16 protein-coding genes are annotated in these 15,267 nt (G+C 58.5%); 4 read left to right on the top strand and 12 right to left on the bottom strand.

What is annotated here, in order from left to right; translation table 11 throughout:
• The first annotated feature begins 40 nt into the window (after positions 1 to 40).
• From paaK to paaY, 3 genes are all read left to right on the top strand, one after another.
• On the top strand, positions 41 to 1,351 hold the full coding sequence (paaK, locus tag C8D90_RS14310) for a phenylacetate--CoA ligase PaaK (protein WP_115459128.1): 1,311 nt from the start codon (positions 41 to 43) through the stop codon (positions 1,349 to 1,351).
• Between the two features lie 170 nt (positions 1,352 to 1,521).
• Positions 1,522 to 2,463, top strand: a complete 942-nt coding sequence (gene paaX, locus C8D90_RS14305) for a phenylacetic acid degradation operon negative regulatory protein PaaX (protein ID WP_115459127.1) — start codon at positions 1,522 to 1,524, stop codon at positions 2,461 to 2,463.
• Positions 2,464 to 2,475: 12 nt separating this feature from the next.
• On the top strand, positions 2,476 to 3,078 hold the full coding sequence (paaY, locus tag C8D90_RS14300) for a phenylacetic acid degradation protein PaaY (RefSeq protein ID WP_115459126.1): 603 nt from the start codon (positions 2,476 to 2,478) through the stop codon (positions 3,076 to 3,078).
• A gap of 56 nt (positions 3,079 to 3,134) precedes the next feature.
• On the opposite strand, the gene acpS is transcribed toward paaY, so the two are convergent.
• The 11 genes from acpS to rpoE all read right to left on the bottom strand — a co-directional run bounded on the left by acpS (position 3,135) and on the right by rpoE (position 12,604).
• A complete protein-coding gene (acpS, locus tag C8D90_RS14295; protein ID WP_115459125.1) occupies positions 3,135 to 3,515 on the bottom strand; it encodes a holo-ACP synthase in 381 nt (126 codons plus the stop codon).
• On the bottom strand, positions 3,515 to 4,246 hold the full coding sequence (pdxJ, locus tag C8D90_RS14290; RefSeq protein ID WP_115459124.1) for a pyridoxine 5'-phosphate synthase: 732 nt from the start codon (positions 4,244 to 4,246) through the stop codon (positions 3,515 to 3,517). The genes acpS and pdxJ overlap by 1 nt, the downstream gene beginning before the upstream one ends.
• A gap of 94 nt (positions 4,247 to 4,340) precedes the next feature.
• Positions 4,341 to 5,063, bottom strand: coding sequence for a DNA repair protein RecO (gene recO / locus C8D90_RS14285; protein WP_115459123.1), 723 nt, complete (start codon positions 5,061 to 5,063; stop codon positions 4,341 to 4,343).
• Between the two features lie 11 nt (positions 5,064 to 5,074).
• Positions 5,075 to 5,980 carry a GTPase Era gene (gene era / locus C8D90_RS14280; protein ID WP_115459122.1) on the bottom strand — a complete coding sequence of 302 codons (906 nt, stop codon included), beginning with the start codon at positions 5,978 to 5,980 and terminating at the stop codon, positions 5,075 to 5,077.
• A complete protein-coding gene (rnc, locus tag C8D90_RS14275) occupies positions 5,977 to 6,657 on the bottom strand; it encodes a ribonuclease III (RefSeq protein ID WP_115459230.1) in 681 nt (226 codons plus the stop codon). The genes era and rnc overlap by 4 nt, the downstream gene beginning before the upstream one ends.
• Before the next feature lie 261 nt (positions 6,658 to 6,918).
• Positions 6,919 to 7,890 carry a signal peptidase I gene (gene lepB, locus C8D90_RS14270; protein ID WP_115459121.1) on the bottom strand — a complete coding sequence of 324 codons (972 nt, stop codon included), beginning with the start codon at positions 7,888 to 7,890 and terminating at the stop codon, positions 6,919 to 6,921.
• An 18-nt stretch (positions 7,891 to 7,908) separates the two neighbouring features.
• The gene (lepA, locus tag C8D90_RS14265; RefSeq protein WP_115459120.1) at positions 7,909 to 9,708 is read right to left on the bottom strand and encodes a translation elongation factor 4; all 1,800 of its coding nucleotides are present in this window, start codon (positions 9,706 to 9,708) and stop codon (positions 7,909 to 7,911) included.
• A gap of 164 nt (positions 9,709 to 9,872) precedes the next feature.
• A complete protein-coding gene (gene rseC / locus C8D90_RS14260; protein WP_115459119.1) occupies positions 9,873 to 10,343 on the bottom strand; it encodes a SoxR-reducing system protein RseC in 471 nt (156 codons plus the stop codon).
• Positions 10,344 to 10,353: 10 nt separating this feature from the next.
• Positions 10,354 to 11,355 carry a sigma-E factor regulatory protein RseB gene (gene rseB, locus C8D90_RS14255; RefSeq protein WP_115459118.1) on the bottom strand — a complete coding sequence of 334 codons (1,002 nt, stop codon included), beginning with the start codon at positions 11,353 to 11,355 and terminating at the stop codon, positions 10,354 to 10,356.
• Positions 11,355 to 11,999, bottom strand: a complete 645-nt coding sequence (rseA, locus tag C8D90_RS14250; RefSeq protein ID WP_115459117.1) for an anti-sigma-E factor RseA — start codon at positions 11,997 to 11,999, stop codon at positions 11,355 to 11,357. The genes rseB and rseA overlap by 1 nt, the downstream gene beginning before the upstream one ends.
• A 29-nt stretch (positions 12,000 to 12,028) precedes the next feature.
• Positions 12,029 to 12,604: an RNA polymerase sigma factor RpoE gene (rpoE, locus tag C8D90_RS14245; RefSeq protein WP_115459116.1), complete on the bottom strand. Its 576-nt coding sequence runs from the start codon at positions 12,602 to 12,604 to the stop codon at positions 12,029 to 12,031.
• A gap of 213 nt (positions 12,605 to 12,817) precedes the next feature.
• Between rpoE and nadB the strand changes: the two genes are divergently transcribed.
• On the top strand, positions 12,818 to 14,419 hold the full coding sequence (gene nadB, locus C8D90_RS14240) for an L-aspartate oxidase (RefSeq protein ID WP_115459115.1): 1,602 nt from the start codon (positions 12,818 to 12,820) through the stop codon (positions 14,417 to 14,419).
• Between the two features lie 2 nt (positions 14,420 to 14,421).
• Here nadB and C8D90_RS14235 read toward each other — a convergent pair whose 3' ends face one another.
• A complete protein-coding gene (locus C8D90_RS14235) occupies positions 14,422 to 15,168 on the bottom strand; it encodes a tRNA1(Val) (adenine(37)-N6)-methyltransferase (RefSeq protein ID WP_115459114.1) in 747 nt (248 codons plus the stop codon).
• Positions 15,169 to 15,267: the final 99 nt, after the last annotated feature.

Here is a 15,267-nt window from a genome sequence, read left to right as displayed (position 1 = left end):
AGTAAGCCCGAATAATTATTAAATATCAGGAACGGCAATTATGAGCACAAACCTGCAGCATTTAGATCCGATTGAGTTCGCTTCACGCGACGAAATTCAGGCTCTCCAGCTTGAGCGCATGAAGTGGACGTTAAACCACGCCTACAACAACGTCCCGATGTACCGCCGCAAGTTCGATAACGCCGGCGTGCATCCCCATGATTTTAAGGTTATGAGCGACCTCGCCAAGTTCCCGTACACCACCAAACAGGATCTGCGCGACAACTACCCGTTCGATACCTTCGCGGTGCCGATGGAACAGGTAGTACGTATTCATGCCTCATCGGGCACCACCGGCCGCCCGACCGTGGTGGGTTATACCCAGCGCGACATCGATAACTGGGCCAACATCGTCGCCCGCTGCCTGCGTGCTGCCGGCGCGACGCCGAAAGACAAGATTCACGTGGCTTACGGCTACGGCCTGTTCACCGGCGGCCTCGGCGCGCACTACGGCGCGGAGCGCCTGGGCGCCGCGGTAATCCCGATGTCCGGCGGCCAGACGGAGAAACAGGCACAGTTGATCCTCGACTTCAAGCCCGACGTCATCATGGTAACGCCGTCTTACTGCCTGACGCTAATCGATGAACTGGAGCGCAGAATGGGCGGCGACGCCCGTGGTTGCTCCCTGCGCATCGGGGTATTCGGCGCGGAGCCGTGGAGCGAGTCGCTGCGTACCGAGATTGAAGAACGCATGGGCATCAAAGCGATGGATATCTACGGTCTGTCGGAAGTGATGGGGCCGGGGGTGGCGATGGAATGCATGGAGCATCAGGACGGCCCGACGGTGTGGGAAGATCATTTCTTCCCGGAAATCATCGATCCGGACAGCGGCCTGTCCCTGAGCGACGGCGAAAGCGGCGAACTGGTCTTTACCACCCTGACCAAAGAAGCCCTGCCGGTGATCCGCTACCGCACCCGCGATCTTACCCGCCTGCTGCCGGGCACCGCCCGCAACATGCGCCGGCTGGGCAAGATCACCGGACGTTCGGATGACATGCTGATCATCCGCGGCGTTAACGTATTCCCGTCGCAGATCGAAGAACAAATCATGAAGTTCGAGCAGCTTTCACCGCATTATCAGCTGGAGGTTAACCGCAAGGGCCACCTGGATACGCTGGCGGTGCGGGTAGAGCTGAAGGAGCACAGCGTCGGGATCAGCAACGATCTGCGTTGCGATATTTGTAATGACCTGCGCCATCGGATCAAGTCGATGGTCGGCGTGACCACCAAGGTGAGCATCGCCAACTGCGGGGATATTCCGCGCTCAGAAGGAAAAGCGCAGCGGGTCGTGGACCTGAGGCCGCATGACTAAGCGCGCGGCCCCTTGAGTATGCAGGGTTCAGGCAGTAAACGTTCCGGAGCCGGCGACGGCTCCGGAACCACCGGCGTACGGAACGCCGTCACAAGCGCATATTCTTTAACCTATTCACCGGGTTATACTCCCTATCAATGACACAGAATTATCACTCCCGGTGAAAAATAATGACTCAAAAACTCGATGACTTCATCAGCCACGCCCTTCAGGCACAGCCCATCAGCGGGACGTCCCTGATTATTTCTCTCTACGGCGATGCCCTGAGCCACCGCGGCGGGGAGGTCTGGCTCGGCAGCCTGACCGCGCTGCTGGAATCGCTCGGCTTCAGCGATCGTTTCGTGCGCACTTCGGTATTCCGCCTGCAAAAAGAGGGCTGGCTGAGCGTGGAGAAAATCGGCCGCCGCAGTTATTACCGGCTGACCGAGCAGGGTATGCGTCAGTTCCGCCATGCGGAGTCGAAAATTTATCTCGCCGAGCAGCCGACCTGGGACGGCCAGTGGGATCTGCTGCTGCTGGAAGCCGTCGAAAAAGACGAGCGTAACCGGCTGAAAAAGGAGCTGGGCTGGCTGGGGTTCGGCCAACTCGCCACGCATCTGATGGCGGCCCCCACCCACGCGCAAACCGATATTCCGGCCCTGCTCAACGAGCTGAATGCCGGGGAGCGGGTGATTTATTTCCGCGCAGCCTATCCGTACAACCGTTCCGAGCCGTGCCTGAAAGAACTGGTGTCGAACTGTTGGTCGCTTGATGCGGTCGCGGGCTATTACCACGAATTTATCAATTCGTTCCGCCCGTTGATGACGCTGCTGCGCGAAACCGACGCTGCCGATCTGACCCCGCAGCGCTGTTTCCAGCTCAAGCTGTTGCTCATTCACTTCTTCCGCCGTGTGGTGCTCAGAGATCCCCTGCTGCCGGAAGCTTTACTGCCCGCACAGTGGGAAGGTCAGATCGCCCGCCACCTGTGCATTAACATTTATCAGTGTATCGACCAGGCGGCCACCGAGTACGTGACCTCGCTGGCGGAAACCACCATCGGCACCCTGCCCGCGCCGTCGTCGCTCTATTACCGGCGCTTCGGCGGCATGCCGCGCCCCCCTGTTACAAGCTGAGGATTTTTCATCATGCCCGTGTATCAAATTGACGGCCTGACGCCGGTCGTCGACAGCAGCAGTTTCGTTCACCCGACCGCGGTGCTGATCGGCGACGTGATTGTCGGCCGTAATGTTTATATCGGCCCCAACGCCAGCCTGCGCGGCGACTTCGGCCGCATCGTGGTGCAGGACGGCGCCAACATTCAGGACAACTGCGTGATGCACGGATTTCCGCAGCAGGACACCGTGGTGGAGCAGGATGGTCACATCGGCCACGGCGCCATCCTGCACGGCTGCCGCATTTGCCGCAACGCGCTGGTCGGCATGAACGCAGTGGTGATGGATGGCGCCGAGGTGGGCGAAAACACCATCATCGGCGCAGCCGCCTTTATCAAAGCCGCCGCCATTATTCCTGCTAACAAGTTAGTGGTCGGCAGCCCGGCGCGCGTGGTGCGTGAGTTAAGCGAGCAAGAACGCGAATGGAAAAAAGTCGGCACCCGCGAATATCAGGAGCTGGTGCTGCGCTGCAAAAACACGCTGAAAGAAGTGGAGCCGCTGCGCGCAGAAGAACCGGGAAGGAAGCGCCTGGAATTTGGTGAAGGCGTGAAGGTAAAAAAAGACTTCGGTAGATAATCCGCCCGCTCCCGCCACCATCAAGGAACGCGGGAGCGAAAAAGATCGCGGAAAACTCACCCTTCGATAATCACCGTCGCACAGGCATAACGCCTTTCGTCCGACAGTGAAACATGCACTCCGCTGACGCCCATCTGCTCCGCCAGCTCCGCCGCACGACCGTTAAAGCGCAACAGGGGTTTGCCCAGCGCATCGTTGCAGACTTCAAAGTTTTCGAAGGAAAGCCCGTTGCGAATCCCGGTGCCGAACGCCTTCGCGGCGGCTTCCTTCACCGCAAAGCGTTTCGCCAGGTAGCGTACCTGCTGCTTGTGCTGCAGATACACCTCCCACTCCGCCGGCGTCAGAATCCGTTGGGCAAACTGATCGCCGCTGCGCGCCATCACGGCTTCGATACGCGCGATTTCAACGATGTCGGTTCCCAGCCCCAGAATAGCCATCAGCGGCGGGCCTCCTGCATCAGTTGCTTCATGGCGCTGACGGCCTCCGGCAGGCCGCTCATCACCGCGCGGCCGATGATGCTGTGGCCGATGTTCAGCTCATGCATTTCCGGCAGCGCCGCGATCGGCAGCACGTTGTGGTAGGTCAGACCGTGGCCGGCATTGACCTTCAGCCCGCGCTCGCTGGCGAAACGGGCGCCGTTGGCGATGCACTCCAGTTCGGCACGCTGTTCCAGCTCATTTCCGGCATCGGCATAGGCGCCGGTGTGAATCTCTATATAGGGCGCGCCGGCGCTGACGGCGGCCTCAATCTGACGCGGGTCGGCGTCGATAAACAGGGAAACTTTGATACCCGCCTGCGTCAGGCGTTCGACGGCGCGGGTCACTTTATCCAGTTGCCCGGCCACGTCCAGCCCGCCTTCGGTGGTGACTTCCTGACGCTTCTCCGGCACCAGGCAGCAGAAATGCGGCTTCAGCTCGCAGGCGATACCGACCATTTCGTCCGTCACGGCCATTTCCAGGTTCATGCGGGTCTGAATGGTCTGACGCAGCAGGCGCACGTCGCGGTCGGTGATATGGCGGCGATCTTCACGCAGATGCACGGTAATGCCGTCGGCGCCGGCCTGTTCCGCGATAAACGCGGCCTGAACCGGATCGGGATATTGGGTACCGCGTGCATTACGCAACGTGGCGACGTGATCGATATTTACACCCAGCAATAGCTCTGCCATGACGATTCCTCTGCGCGGAGATGAACGGAAACGGAAAAAGAGTAGTTTATACCCCAGCGCCCCGGACAGAACAGCCCGGCGTTAGGGGACAGCCTCAGGAAGCGCGCACCGGCCGTTTGACGACAAACTGACGAAACAGCTCCCGGCTTTTCAGCGGTTTGCCGCCCAGATAAGGCTTCAGCGCCATACGGGTGAAGCGTTTGGCGGCGCGCAGCGTTAGTACATCAGGGAAACGACGCTCTGACAGGGCGCGCAGTTCGCGCCCGGTGAAACTCAGTTGATCGACCACCAGGCTGGCGATAAATCCTTTTTCCTCACGGTAGCGGTAGGTCATTTCGTCAGCCACCGGTTCACCACTGCCCGCACAGTGCAGAAAATCGACGCCATACCCCAGGTTGCCCAGCAGCGCCAGCTCGAATTCACGCAACGCATGCTCCGGCGAACCGGTGGTGGCCGCCAGCGCCTGAAGACAGTTCAGATAGTCGAAGAAAAGCGAAGGGTAGCTGGTTTCCTGCTCCAGGACGCGGGAAACCAGTTCATTGACGTACAGGCCGCTGTACAACGAGATCCCGCTTAACGGCAGGCTGAGGGAAACCGGCTCCGCGCTGCGCAGCGTTTTTACTTCCCCCTTGCCGCCCCAGCGCACCAGCAGCGGCGTGAAGGGTTGCAACGCGCCTTTCAGCGGCGAACGGCGGCTGCGGGCGCCTTTAGCCAGCAAACGCACCCGGCCATGCCCCTCCGTGAATAAATCCAGCAACAGGCTGGTTTCACTGTAGGGCCGCCCGTGCAGAACAAACGCGCGCTGCCAGCCGTCCATCGGCGTCCCCGTTACAGGTCGTCCACGTAACCCAGGCTGCGCAACGCACGTTCGTCGTCCGCCCAGCCGGATTTCACTTTCACCCACAGTTCCAGGTGAACCTTGGCCTCAAACATGGCTTCCATATCCTGACGGGCTTCGATGCCGATCGTCTTGATTTTGGAGCCTTTGTTGCCGATAACCATTTTCTTCTGCCCATCCCGCTCTACCAGGATCAGGCCGTTGATGTCGTAACCGCCGCGCTCGTTGGCAACAAAACGCTCGATTTCCACGGTAACGGAATACGGCAGTTCTTCGCCGAGAAAACGCATCAGCTTCTCGCGGATGATCTCCGACGCCATAAAGCGCTGGGAACGATCGGTGATGTAATCTTCCGGGAAATGGTGAACGGCTTCCGGCAGATGCTTGCGTACGATCTGCGCGATAGTGTCTACGTTCATCCCTTTTTCAGCGGAGATCGGCACCACGTCGAGGAAGTTCATCTGCTGGCTGAGGAAGGCGATATGCGGCAGCAACGCCGCTTTGTCGGCAACGTTGTCGACTTTGTTGATCGCCAGGATCACCGGGCATTTCAGATCGCGCAGCTTGTTGACCACCATCTCGTCGTCCGGCGTCCAGTGCGTGCCTTCCACCACGAAGATCACCAGCTCGACGTCGCCGATGGAACTGCTGGCCGCACGGTTCATCAGGCGGTTAATCGCGCGCTTCTCTTCAATGTGCAGCCCCGGCGTATCGACGTAGATCGCCTGATACGGCCCCTCGGTATGGATACCCATGATGCGGTGACGGGTCGTCTGCGGCTTGCGCGAGGTGATCGAAACTTTCTGCCCCAGCAACTGGTTCAGCAGCGTCGACTTGCCCACGTTGGGACGTCCGACGATGGCAATAAAGCCGCAATAGGTTTTTTCTTCGCTCATTCCAGCTCCAGTTGCTTCAATGCCTGCTCTGCGGCGGCCTGTTCAGCCTTACGCCGGCTGGAACCAACGCCGACGACCGGTTCGTTCAGTCCGCTGACCTGGCAGTGAATGGTAAATTCCTGATCGTGCGCCTCGCCGCGCACCTGCACCACCAGATAAGAAGGCAGCGGCAGATGACGGCCCTGCAGGTACTCCTGCAGGCGCGTTTTGGGATCCTTTTGTTTATCGCCGGGGCTGATCTCGTCCAGACGCGAGCGATACCAGTCCAGGATCAGTTGCTCCACCTTGTTGATGTCGCTGTCGAGGAAAATGCCGCCGATCAGCGCTTCCACGGTGTCCGCCAGGATCGATTCACGGCGGAAACCGCCGCTTTTCAGTTCGCCCGGCCCAAGACGCAGGCATTCGCCCAGCTCGAATTCACGGGCCATTTCCGCCAGCGTATTGCCCCGCACCAGCGTGGCGCGCATCCTGCTCATGTCTCCCTCGTCCACGCGCGGAAAGCGGTGGTACAGCGCGTTGGCGATCACGTAACTCAGGATAGAGTCACCTAAAAACTCAAGACGCTCGTTGTGTTTGCTGCTGGCGCTGCGGTGCGTCAACGCCTGCAATAACAGCTCCTGCTGTTGAAAAGTGTAGCCCAGCTTACGTTGAAGCCGGTTAATTAAGATGGGATTCATGAGATACCAATAAACGTAGAATGCGTCAAAACCGCAGCATACGGAACAGGCCTGCTTTGCCGTTAGCCAATCCAAAGCTGTTTCGTTTGCAGTGGCTTCCCGAAACGGGAGCCAGCTCGTTGTTACCGCTCAGTTGATTATTCTACAACGACTAAAAACAGAATGCTGCGGTAATAGCGGGTTGTTTATCGGATAAATAAACATTTTGATGATATTTATGTCCGGGCAACCCAAAGTTGCCCGGATAAGGAGGAGAGAAAATTAATGAATGCCGCCGATACGGCTCAGACGAACGCCGGTCGGCCACTGCCCTTCCTGCTTCTCAAAGCTCATCCAAATCGCCGTGGCCTTACCGACCAGGTTTTTCTCCGGCACGAACCCCCAGTAGCGGCTGTCGGCGCTGTTGTCACGGTTATCGCCCATCATGAAGTACTGCCCTTCCGGCACCACCCAGGTTCCCGCCGGTTGGCCCGGCTGACGGTAGTAACGCGCCAGCATGTCCTGCGCCTGCGGTACGGTGAGGATGTTGTGGGAGACGGAGCCCAGCGTTTCCTGGCGCAGGTTCATGCGGTAACCGTCACCGGCGCTCTGATCCACCGGGATCTGGAAAAAGCCGTTGCTGGTTTCGCTGCCCACCCGGCCGAAAGTCTGCACAAAGGTGCTCGGCTCGGTGGTGCTGTAGGTGATCGCCAACGCTTTGTCGCAGCTCCGCCCGCTGTTGCAACCAGGATGCACGGTGATTTCCTTGGAATAGGGATCGTAAGTGACTTTATCGCCCGGCACGCCGATCACGCGCTTGATGTAATCCAACTGCGGGCTGGGCGGATATTTGAACACAGCGATATCGCCACGCTTGGGGTGCCCGGTGGGGATCAGCGTGGTCTGCGTGATGGGATCTTTAATGCCGTAGGCGAATTTCTCGACCAGGATAAAGTCGCCAATCAGCAGCGTCGGCATCATAGAACCGGACGGGATCTGGAACGGCTCATAAATAAATGAGCGAATGATCAGCACCAGTGCCAGCACCGGAAACACCGAAGCGCTGGTTTCGATCCAACCCGGCGCTTTTACCGCAGCTTTGGCGCTTTCCGTATCCAGCCCCGCGGTGGTTTGCGCATTGATCGCAGCGAGTTTGGCTTTGCGTGCCGGCGCCAGCTTAAAGCGATCTATGCACCAGATAATCCCGGTAATCAGGGTCAGAACCACCAAAATCAAAGCAAACGTATTGGCCATGCCAATAACTCCTTAAAATTATTTACCGTCTTTGCCCACGTGCAGAATGGCCAGGAACGCTTCCTGCGGCAGTTCGACGTTACCGACCTGCTTCATGCGTTTCTTACCCTCTTTCTGCTTCTGCAACAGCTTTTTCTTACGGCTTACGTCACCGCCGTAGCATTTCGCCAGTACGTTTTTACGCAGCTGCTTCACGGTGGAGCGGGCAATGACGTGGTTGCCGATAGCCGCCTGAATAGCGATATCAAACTGCTGACGCGGGATCAGCTCTTTCATTTTTTCGACCAGCTCGCGCCCACGGTATTGCGAGTTGTCGCGGTGGGTGATCAGCGCCAGCGCATCGACGCGCTCGCTGTTGATCAACACGTCCACGCGCACCATGTCGGACGCCTGGAAGCGCTTAAAGCCGTAGTCCAGCGAAGCGTAGCCGCGGGAGGTCGATTTCAGGCGGTCGAAGAAGTCCAGCACCACCTCCGCCATCGGAATTTCGTAGGTCAGCGCTACCTGATTGCCGTGGTAGACCATGTTGGTCTGCACGCCGCGTTTCTCGATGCACAGCGTAATGACGTTGCCGAGGTATTCCTGCGGCAGCAGCATGTGACATTCGGCAATGGGTTCACGCAGTTCGTCAATGTTGTTCAGCGGCGGCAGCTTGGACGGGCTGTCGACGAACAGCGTCTCGCCCGCCGTCGTCAGCACTTCGTAAACAACCGTCGGCGCAGTGGTGATCAGGTCCAGATCGTATTCACGCTCCAGGCGCTCCTGGATGATCTCCATGTGCAGCAGGCCAAGGAAGCCGCAGCGGAAGCCGAAACCCAGCGCGGTAGAGGTTTCCGGCTCATAGAACAGGGAGGCGTCGTTCAGGCTGAGCTTGCCCAGCGCGTCGCGGAACGCTTCGTAATCATCAGAGCTGACCGGGAACAGGCCGGCGTAAACCTGCGGTTTCACCTTTTTAAAGCCCGGCAGCGCTTTTTCCGCCGGGTTACGCGACAGCGTCAGGGTATCGCCGACCGGCGCACCGTGGATGTCTTTAATGGCGCAAACCAACCAACCCACCTCGCCGCACTCCAGCACGTCGCGGTCCACCTGCTTCGGGGTAAAAATGCCCAGACGGTCGGCGTTGTAAGTTTGGCCGGTGCTCATCACTTTAATCTTGTCGCCTTTGCGCAGTATGCCGTTTTTGATACGGATCAGCGACACGACGCCCAGGTAGTTGTCGAACCAGGAGTCGATGATCAGCGCCTGCAACGGCGCCTCCGGATCGCCTTCCGGCGGCGGAATGTCGCGCACCAGGCGCTCCAGCACGTCGGGAACGCCGACGCCGGTTTTAGCGGAGCAGCGCACCGCGTCAGTGGCGTCGATGCCGACGATGTCTTCGATCTCCTGCGCCGCGCGATCCGGATCGGCTGCCGGCAGGTCAATCTTGTTCAGCACCGGCACCACTTCCAGATCCATTTCGATCGCGGTGTAGCAGTTCGCCAGCGTCTGCGCTTCCACGCCCTGACCAGCGTCAACCACCAGCAGCGCGCCTTCGCAGGCCGCCAGGGAGCGGGAAACTTCATAGGAGAAGTCGACGTGTCCGGGGGTGTCGATAAAGTTGAGCTGATAAGTCGTGCCGTTCTGGGCTTTATAGTCCAGCGTGACGCTCTGCGCTTTAATGGTAATGCCGCGCTCGCGTTCCAGATCCATTGAGTCGAGAACCTGAGCGGCCATTTCACGATCGCTCAGACCGCCGCAAATTTGAATAATACGGTCAGAGAGGGTCGATTTACCGTGGTCGATGTGTGCGATAATGGAGAAATTTCGTATCTGCTTCATTATTAAGATATTTTGCCTGAATTATTTCTGGATTACTCGCCTAAGGACACGCGGACGGGCTCAAAGCGATGATGTATGTTCATTAGCGCAGTGCGCCGGAATGGGTGCATTCTACACATCGATTCCGGCAAAACCTATACCCTGTTGCAAGTTGTGGCAGGGAGTCAGCCTGCATCCGGCGGCTGAAAATGCAATGCGGAGGGCGGCAGGCCGATTTGTAATACCACCGGCTGGTAGGTTTCACGCGCGCTCAGCGGCACAGCCAGACGGCGCGCCAGCCAGAACCCCAGCCCTGCGCCGAGCAGCGCGCCCAGCGCGGCGCCGGCGTCGCTGGTCAGCCCCCACTGCCCCAGCGCGCCGCCGGCCAGCAGGCCTGCCAACGGCGTCATATAGACCAGCAGCGCCGAACTCAGCAGGCTGCTTTCCGTTAAGCCAATTTCTATTTTTTGCCCCGGCTCCAGCGGTTGTGCCACGGCAATCTGCAACTGATGCTGCGACTGCGGCCCCAGTTTGTTAAGCAACGTCGTGCCGCAGGTATGCTTCGCCCGGCAGGCGCCGCAGCCGGAACGCGTTTCGCAGTTCAGCGTCGCCACTCCCTGATGCCACGCAATCACCGTGGCCCATTCACGCATCATGACGAAAGACTCAGGAACGGCTGCCGTTCAGCGCAATGCTTTCGGCAATCCGTTTGGCGGTGGAAGGCGGCAATTCGCCGACGATGGTGATGTCGGTGTTATTGCGGGTTTCGGTATGAATCGTTTTGCGCCCCTGGCGCAGGTACTGATCGTTGGCCGCGGTGTTCGCCGGGCTGACGTTCACCGAGAAATTAAACAGCCCGTCGCTGAACAGGCGCGACTCCACCGGCACCGACAGCGTAGGCAGCGTTCTGCGGCTGCGCGACACTTCTTTAAAGCCCTGCGGCAGCCAGTTGATCTGCCAGGTGAAGGTCACTTTTTCAGTTTGCGGCAGCGTCAGCAACGGAGGCAGCGACGCCTGTTGCAGCGCCGACATACTGGCGCCGATATCTTCGCCCAGCGCAAACGAGATCACGCGGAACTGCTCCAGCGTTTCGCCGTCGCGATCCAGCAGATCGACACGCAGCGGTAAATGGGATGCATTGTCTACCCAGACCACGTAGCTGTAGCGCAGGCCGTCGCGGGAAACCACGCGGATCACGTCCGTCGGACGATCGGCAACCCTGGCTTCACCCACGGCGATAAAATTGTAATAAGGACGGATTTTATTGACGTCGGCAAAAACCACGGCGGGCAGCGAATCCACAATGTGATCGCCATTGAGGGTAAAAGGCTCAAGACCCGGCTCGAAATAGCTGACCTCATTGCCGCGCAGCAACACCTCGCGCCGCGGGCCGTCCATTTGCAGCATCTGCGCCAGCGAGACGTTGCCCAGCACGGCATGACGGTAGCGCAGCGACTCAATGCCGAGCTTGGAAATGTTGATGTACGCCAGCTCATAGTTAAGCGAACGCGTCGCGCCGCTCATTTGACGCAACAACTCCCCGGTCGCATCCGACTGCGACCGGGGAGTTGTTGGCTGCGTTACCGTTCCGCCCGGCGTAGCCCAGACGGCGGAAGAACTGAGCAGGCTGCCTGTCAAAAAACCGAAGGCTAACCAGAATTGCTTCATTACTGCTGCTGTGTTCCTAATGACAAAGTTCCCGGCACCTGTTGAACCGATGCCTGAGTATTGCTGTTATCCAATTGCAGTTGTTCATTGTGCAGGCGGCGCTGCAGTTCGTAATCCTGCAAAATCGCATTAATGCGTTTACGCTGCTGCAACTGCTGCTGGGCAGCGCTGCTGTTGGAATCAGTCGGGACGCCGAAGCTGACCTGAGAAGCCTGACCGCCGATCGGCAGCGTGTTAAACACCGGAGATTCCGATTCGCTGACGCCGCTGCCCGGCTGGTTGTACTGCTGAACGCCCACCAGCACCGCCAGCGATACGCAGGCGGCAATACCGACCTGAGTCAGCTGACTCGCCCAGGGACGCACTTTGTTCCAGAATGGCATCTTCCGCCACTGGCCGGGATGGGGCTGAGACTCAGTAACAGACTGAGGAACCAGACGAACCGGCTCATTCTCCAGCGCCGCGGCAACGCGGTCTGCAATATCAAAATGAACCACATCGCTCATATCACCGCGCAAGGTGTCACGAATCAGGTGATAACTCTGCCATGTCTGCTGGAGGGACTTATCTTTGCCCAGCGAACCGATCAGTTCACTGTCCAAAACTTCGCCGTCCATCAGAGCTGAAAGCTGTTCTTTCTGCATGCCTTAATACCCTTCCTGTGCCGCCATGTCTAACGCTGTATAAGCGGTTGAACCTTGTTATCGATGGCTTCGCGAGCCCGGAAAATACGCGATCGAACCGTACCCACCGGACAATCCATGATGGCCGCTATCTCTTCGTAGCTCAGGCCATCCAATTCACGCAGGGTAATTGCCATCCGTAAATCCTCCGGCAATGACTCTATCGTGCGAAAAACAATCTGCTTCAGTTCATCTGACAACATTAAGTTCTCAGGGTTCGAAATTTCTTTTAATGCGCCCGCACTTTCAAAGTTTTCAGCGTCATTGGCATCAACGTCACTGGAGGGCGGGCGCCGTCCCTGAGCCACTAAATAATTTTTTGCCGTGTTCACGGCAATACGATAAAGCCAGGTATAGAAAGCGCTGTCGCCGCGGAATGACTCCAGCGCGCGATAGGCCTTAATAAATGACTCTTGCACCACATCAGGTACGTCGCCCGAAGGCACGTAGCGGGATACCAGGCTGGCCACCTTATGCTGGTAACGGATCACCAGTAAGTTGAACGCCTTTTTATCTCCCTTCTGGACCCGCTCGACCAGCACCTGATCCGTTAACTGCTCGCTCATCCGAGGTAATATCTCCCCAAATCTCTCTCCACGCGTAAACAGTATTGCCAGCTATAAAATTTTTTCCTGAGCAAGCACTCGCTTGGAGTTCATACGTGATAAAAAGTTCCGTATATAAATGTATTTCGTATTTACCGCCCGAATTGCCATAGCATTCATATGGCTCCGTAGGCTAGCATGATTTTTACCTTTCAGCTGTACAGATAACAACCTATGCAACCGAATTCCGAATACTTCACCGATGTATTGATTATCGGCAGCGGGGCCGCCGGCCTCTCACTTGCCCTGCGCCTGGCCGACCAGTGTAAAGTCACGGTGCTCAGCAAGGGGCCGCTTAACGAAGGCGCGACCTTTTATGCCCAGGGCGGCATCGCGGCCGTGTTTGATGAGACCGACAGCATTGAATCCCATGTGCAGGATACGCTGATCGCCGGAGCGGGACTGTGCGATCCCTCCGCCGTTGAATTTATCGCCAGCAACGCAAAGGATTGCGTGCAGTGGCTTATCGATCAGGGCGTGCTGTTCGACACCGAAATCACCCCCGGCGGCGAATCGCGCTATCACCTGACCCGAGAGGGCGGCCACAGCCACCGCCGCATTTTGCACAGCGCCGACGCCACTGGTAAAGAAGTAGAGACTACGCTAGTACAGAAAGCAAGCACTCACCCGAATATTTGCATCCGCGAACGCTGTAATGCGGTAGATCTGATCACATCCAGAAAAATCGGATTAGCCGGCCCGTTGCGCGTGGTCGGCGCTTACGTATGGAACCGCCGCCTGGAGCGCGTGGAAACGCTGCGCGCCAAAACCGTCGTGCTGGCTACCGGCGGCGCGGCCAAAGTATACCAATATACCACCAATCCGGATATCTCCTCCGGCGACGGCATCGCGATGGCCTGGCGCGCGGGTTGCCGGGTGGCGAACCTGGAATTCAACCAGTTCCATCCCACCTGCCTGTACCACCCCCAGGCGCGTAACTTCCTGCTGACCGAAGCCCTGCGCGGCGAAGGCGCGCTGCTGAAACGGCCGGACGGCACCCGCTTTATGCCTGACTTCGACCAACGCGGCGAACTCGCCCCGCGCGACATCGTCGCCCGCGCGATTGACCACGAGATGAAACGCCTGGGCGCAGACTGCATGTATCTGGACATCAGCGATAAACCGGCCGATTTCGTGATGCAGCATTTCCCGACGATTTACGAAAAGCTGCTGACGCTGGGGCTGGATCTGACCAAAGAGCCGATCCCTATCGTTCCGGCTGCGCACTACACCTGCGGCGGCGTGATGGTCGACCACTGTGGACGCACCGATCTGAACGGGCTGTACGCCATCGGCGAAGTGAGCTACACCGGGCTGCACGGCGCCAACCGCATGGCCTCCAACTCGCTGCTGGAGTGCGTGGTGTACGCCTGGTCTGCTTCGCAGGATATTCTGAAGCAGTTGCCGCAGATCGAGCTGGTCAGGCAGTTGCCCGAATGGGACGACAGCCGGGTCGACAATTCCGACGAACGGGTGGTGATTCAGCATAACTGGCATGAACTGCGGCTGTTTATGTGGGACTACGTCGGCATCGTGCGTACCACCAAACGACTGGAGCGGGCAATGCGGCGGATTCAGATGTTGCAGCAGGAGATCCATGAATACTACGCCAATTTCCGTATCTCCAACAATTTGCTGGAACTGCGGAACCTGGTGCAGGTCGCCGAGCTGATCGTGCGTTGCGCACTGAGCCGGGAAGAGAGCCGCGGCCTGCATTACACGCTGGATTATCCCGGACAGCTGGAGAATCCGAAGCCGACGATCCTTCAGCCGTAAGCTTAAAAAGACAGATAAAAATCCCGGGTTAAAGCGCGGTACGCCGCGCTGTATTCCCCGTCGTTCCCGCGAATGTCCAGCCGGTTTTCCCGTAATGCGCCGGCAGCGACTTCGCGGCTGAACGTCATCAGCATCCGCCGCGGCGGCCTGGCGCCGTTCTCCGCCACCCGCATCAGCGCAAGCGGGAGCCATCCTGCCTGCTCCGCCAATACGATAAACGCGTCCCCCTCTTCCGCCGGCAGGATCAGGGAAAACAGCCCATTGTCATTCAGCAAACGGGAAACGCAGCCCAACAACTCGGCGTGGCCCAGCGTGGTGGTATAGCGGGCATTGTCACGGCCCGGCGTGCGGCACGCCACGCCCTGCGGGTAATATGGCGGGTTGCTGACGATCAGATCGTATTTTTCCGCCCGGAACGCCTGAATCGTTCCCTGATGTATATGCAGTGCGGAAGCCCAGGGTGAGGCGGCAAAATTCTCTCCCGCCTGCCGCGCGGCGTTTTCATCCAGCTCAACGGCATCGATCCGGGCGCGGTGCGCACTGCGCTGCGCCAGCATCAACGCCAGTAAACCGCTGCCGGTGCCGATATCAAGAATACGACGTGTCTCCGCCGCCAGCGGCGCCCAGGCGCCGAGCAGAATACCGTCGGTGCCGACCTTCATTTCACAGCGGTCGTGCGCGACGAAGAAGTGCTTGAAGGTAAATCCGTTACGCCGCAAAGGCGCCGTATTCACGGCATTCTGATTCATAATAATTCCCGTAATAGCTCACGCCGCGTAGCATAAGGCATCCCGGTGGCAAGGAAAAGCGCGCGCTTCCCGCGTTTTTATGGGTGAACATCTCCGCCA

Origin of the sequence: Enterobacillus tribolii (genome assembly GCF_003363015.1) — a bacterium.
Lineage (GTDB): Bacteria > Pseudomonadota > Gammaproteobacteria > Enterobacterales > Enterobacteriaceae > Enterobacillus > Enterobacillus tribolii.
This window is presented reverse-complemented; position numbering and strand designations above follow the sequence as displayed.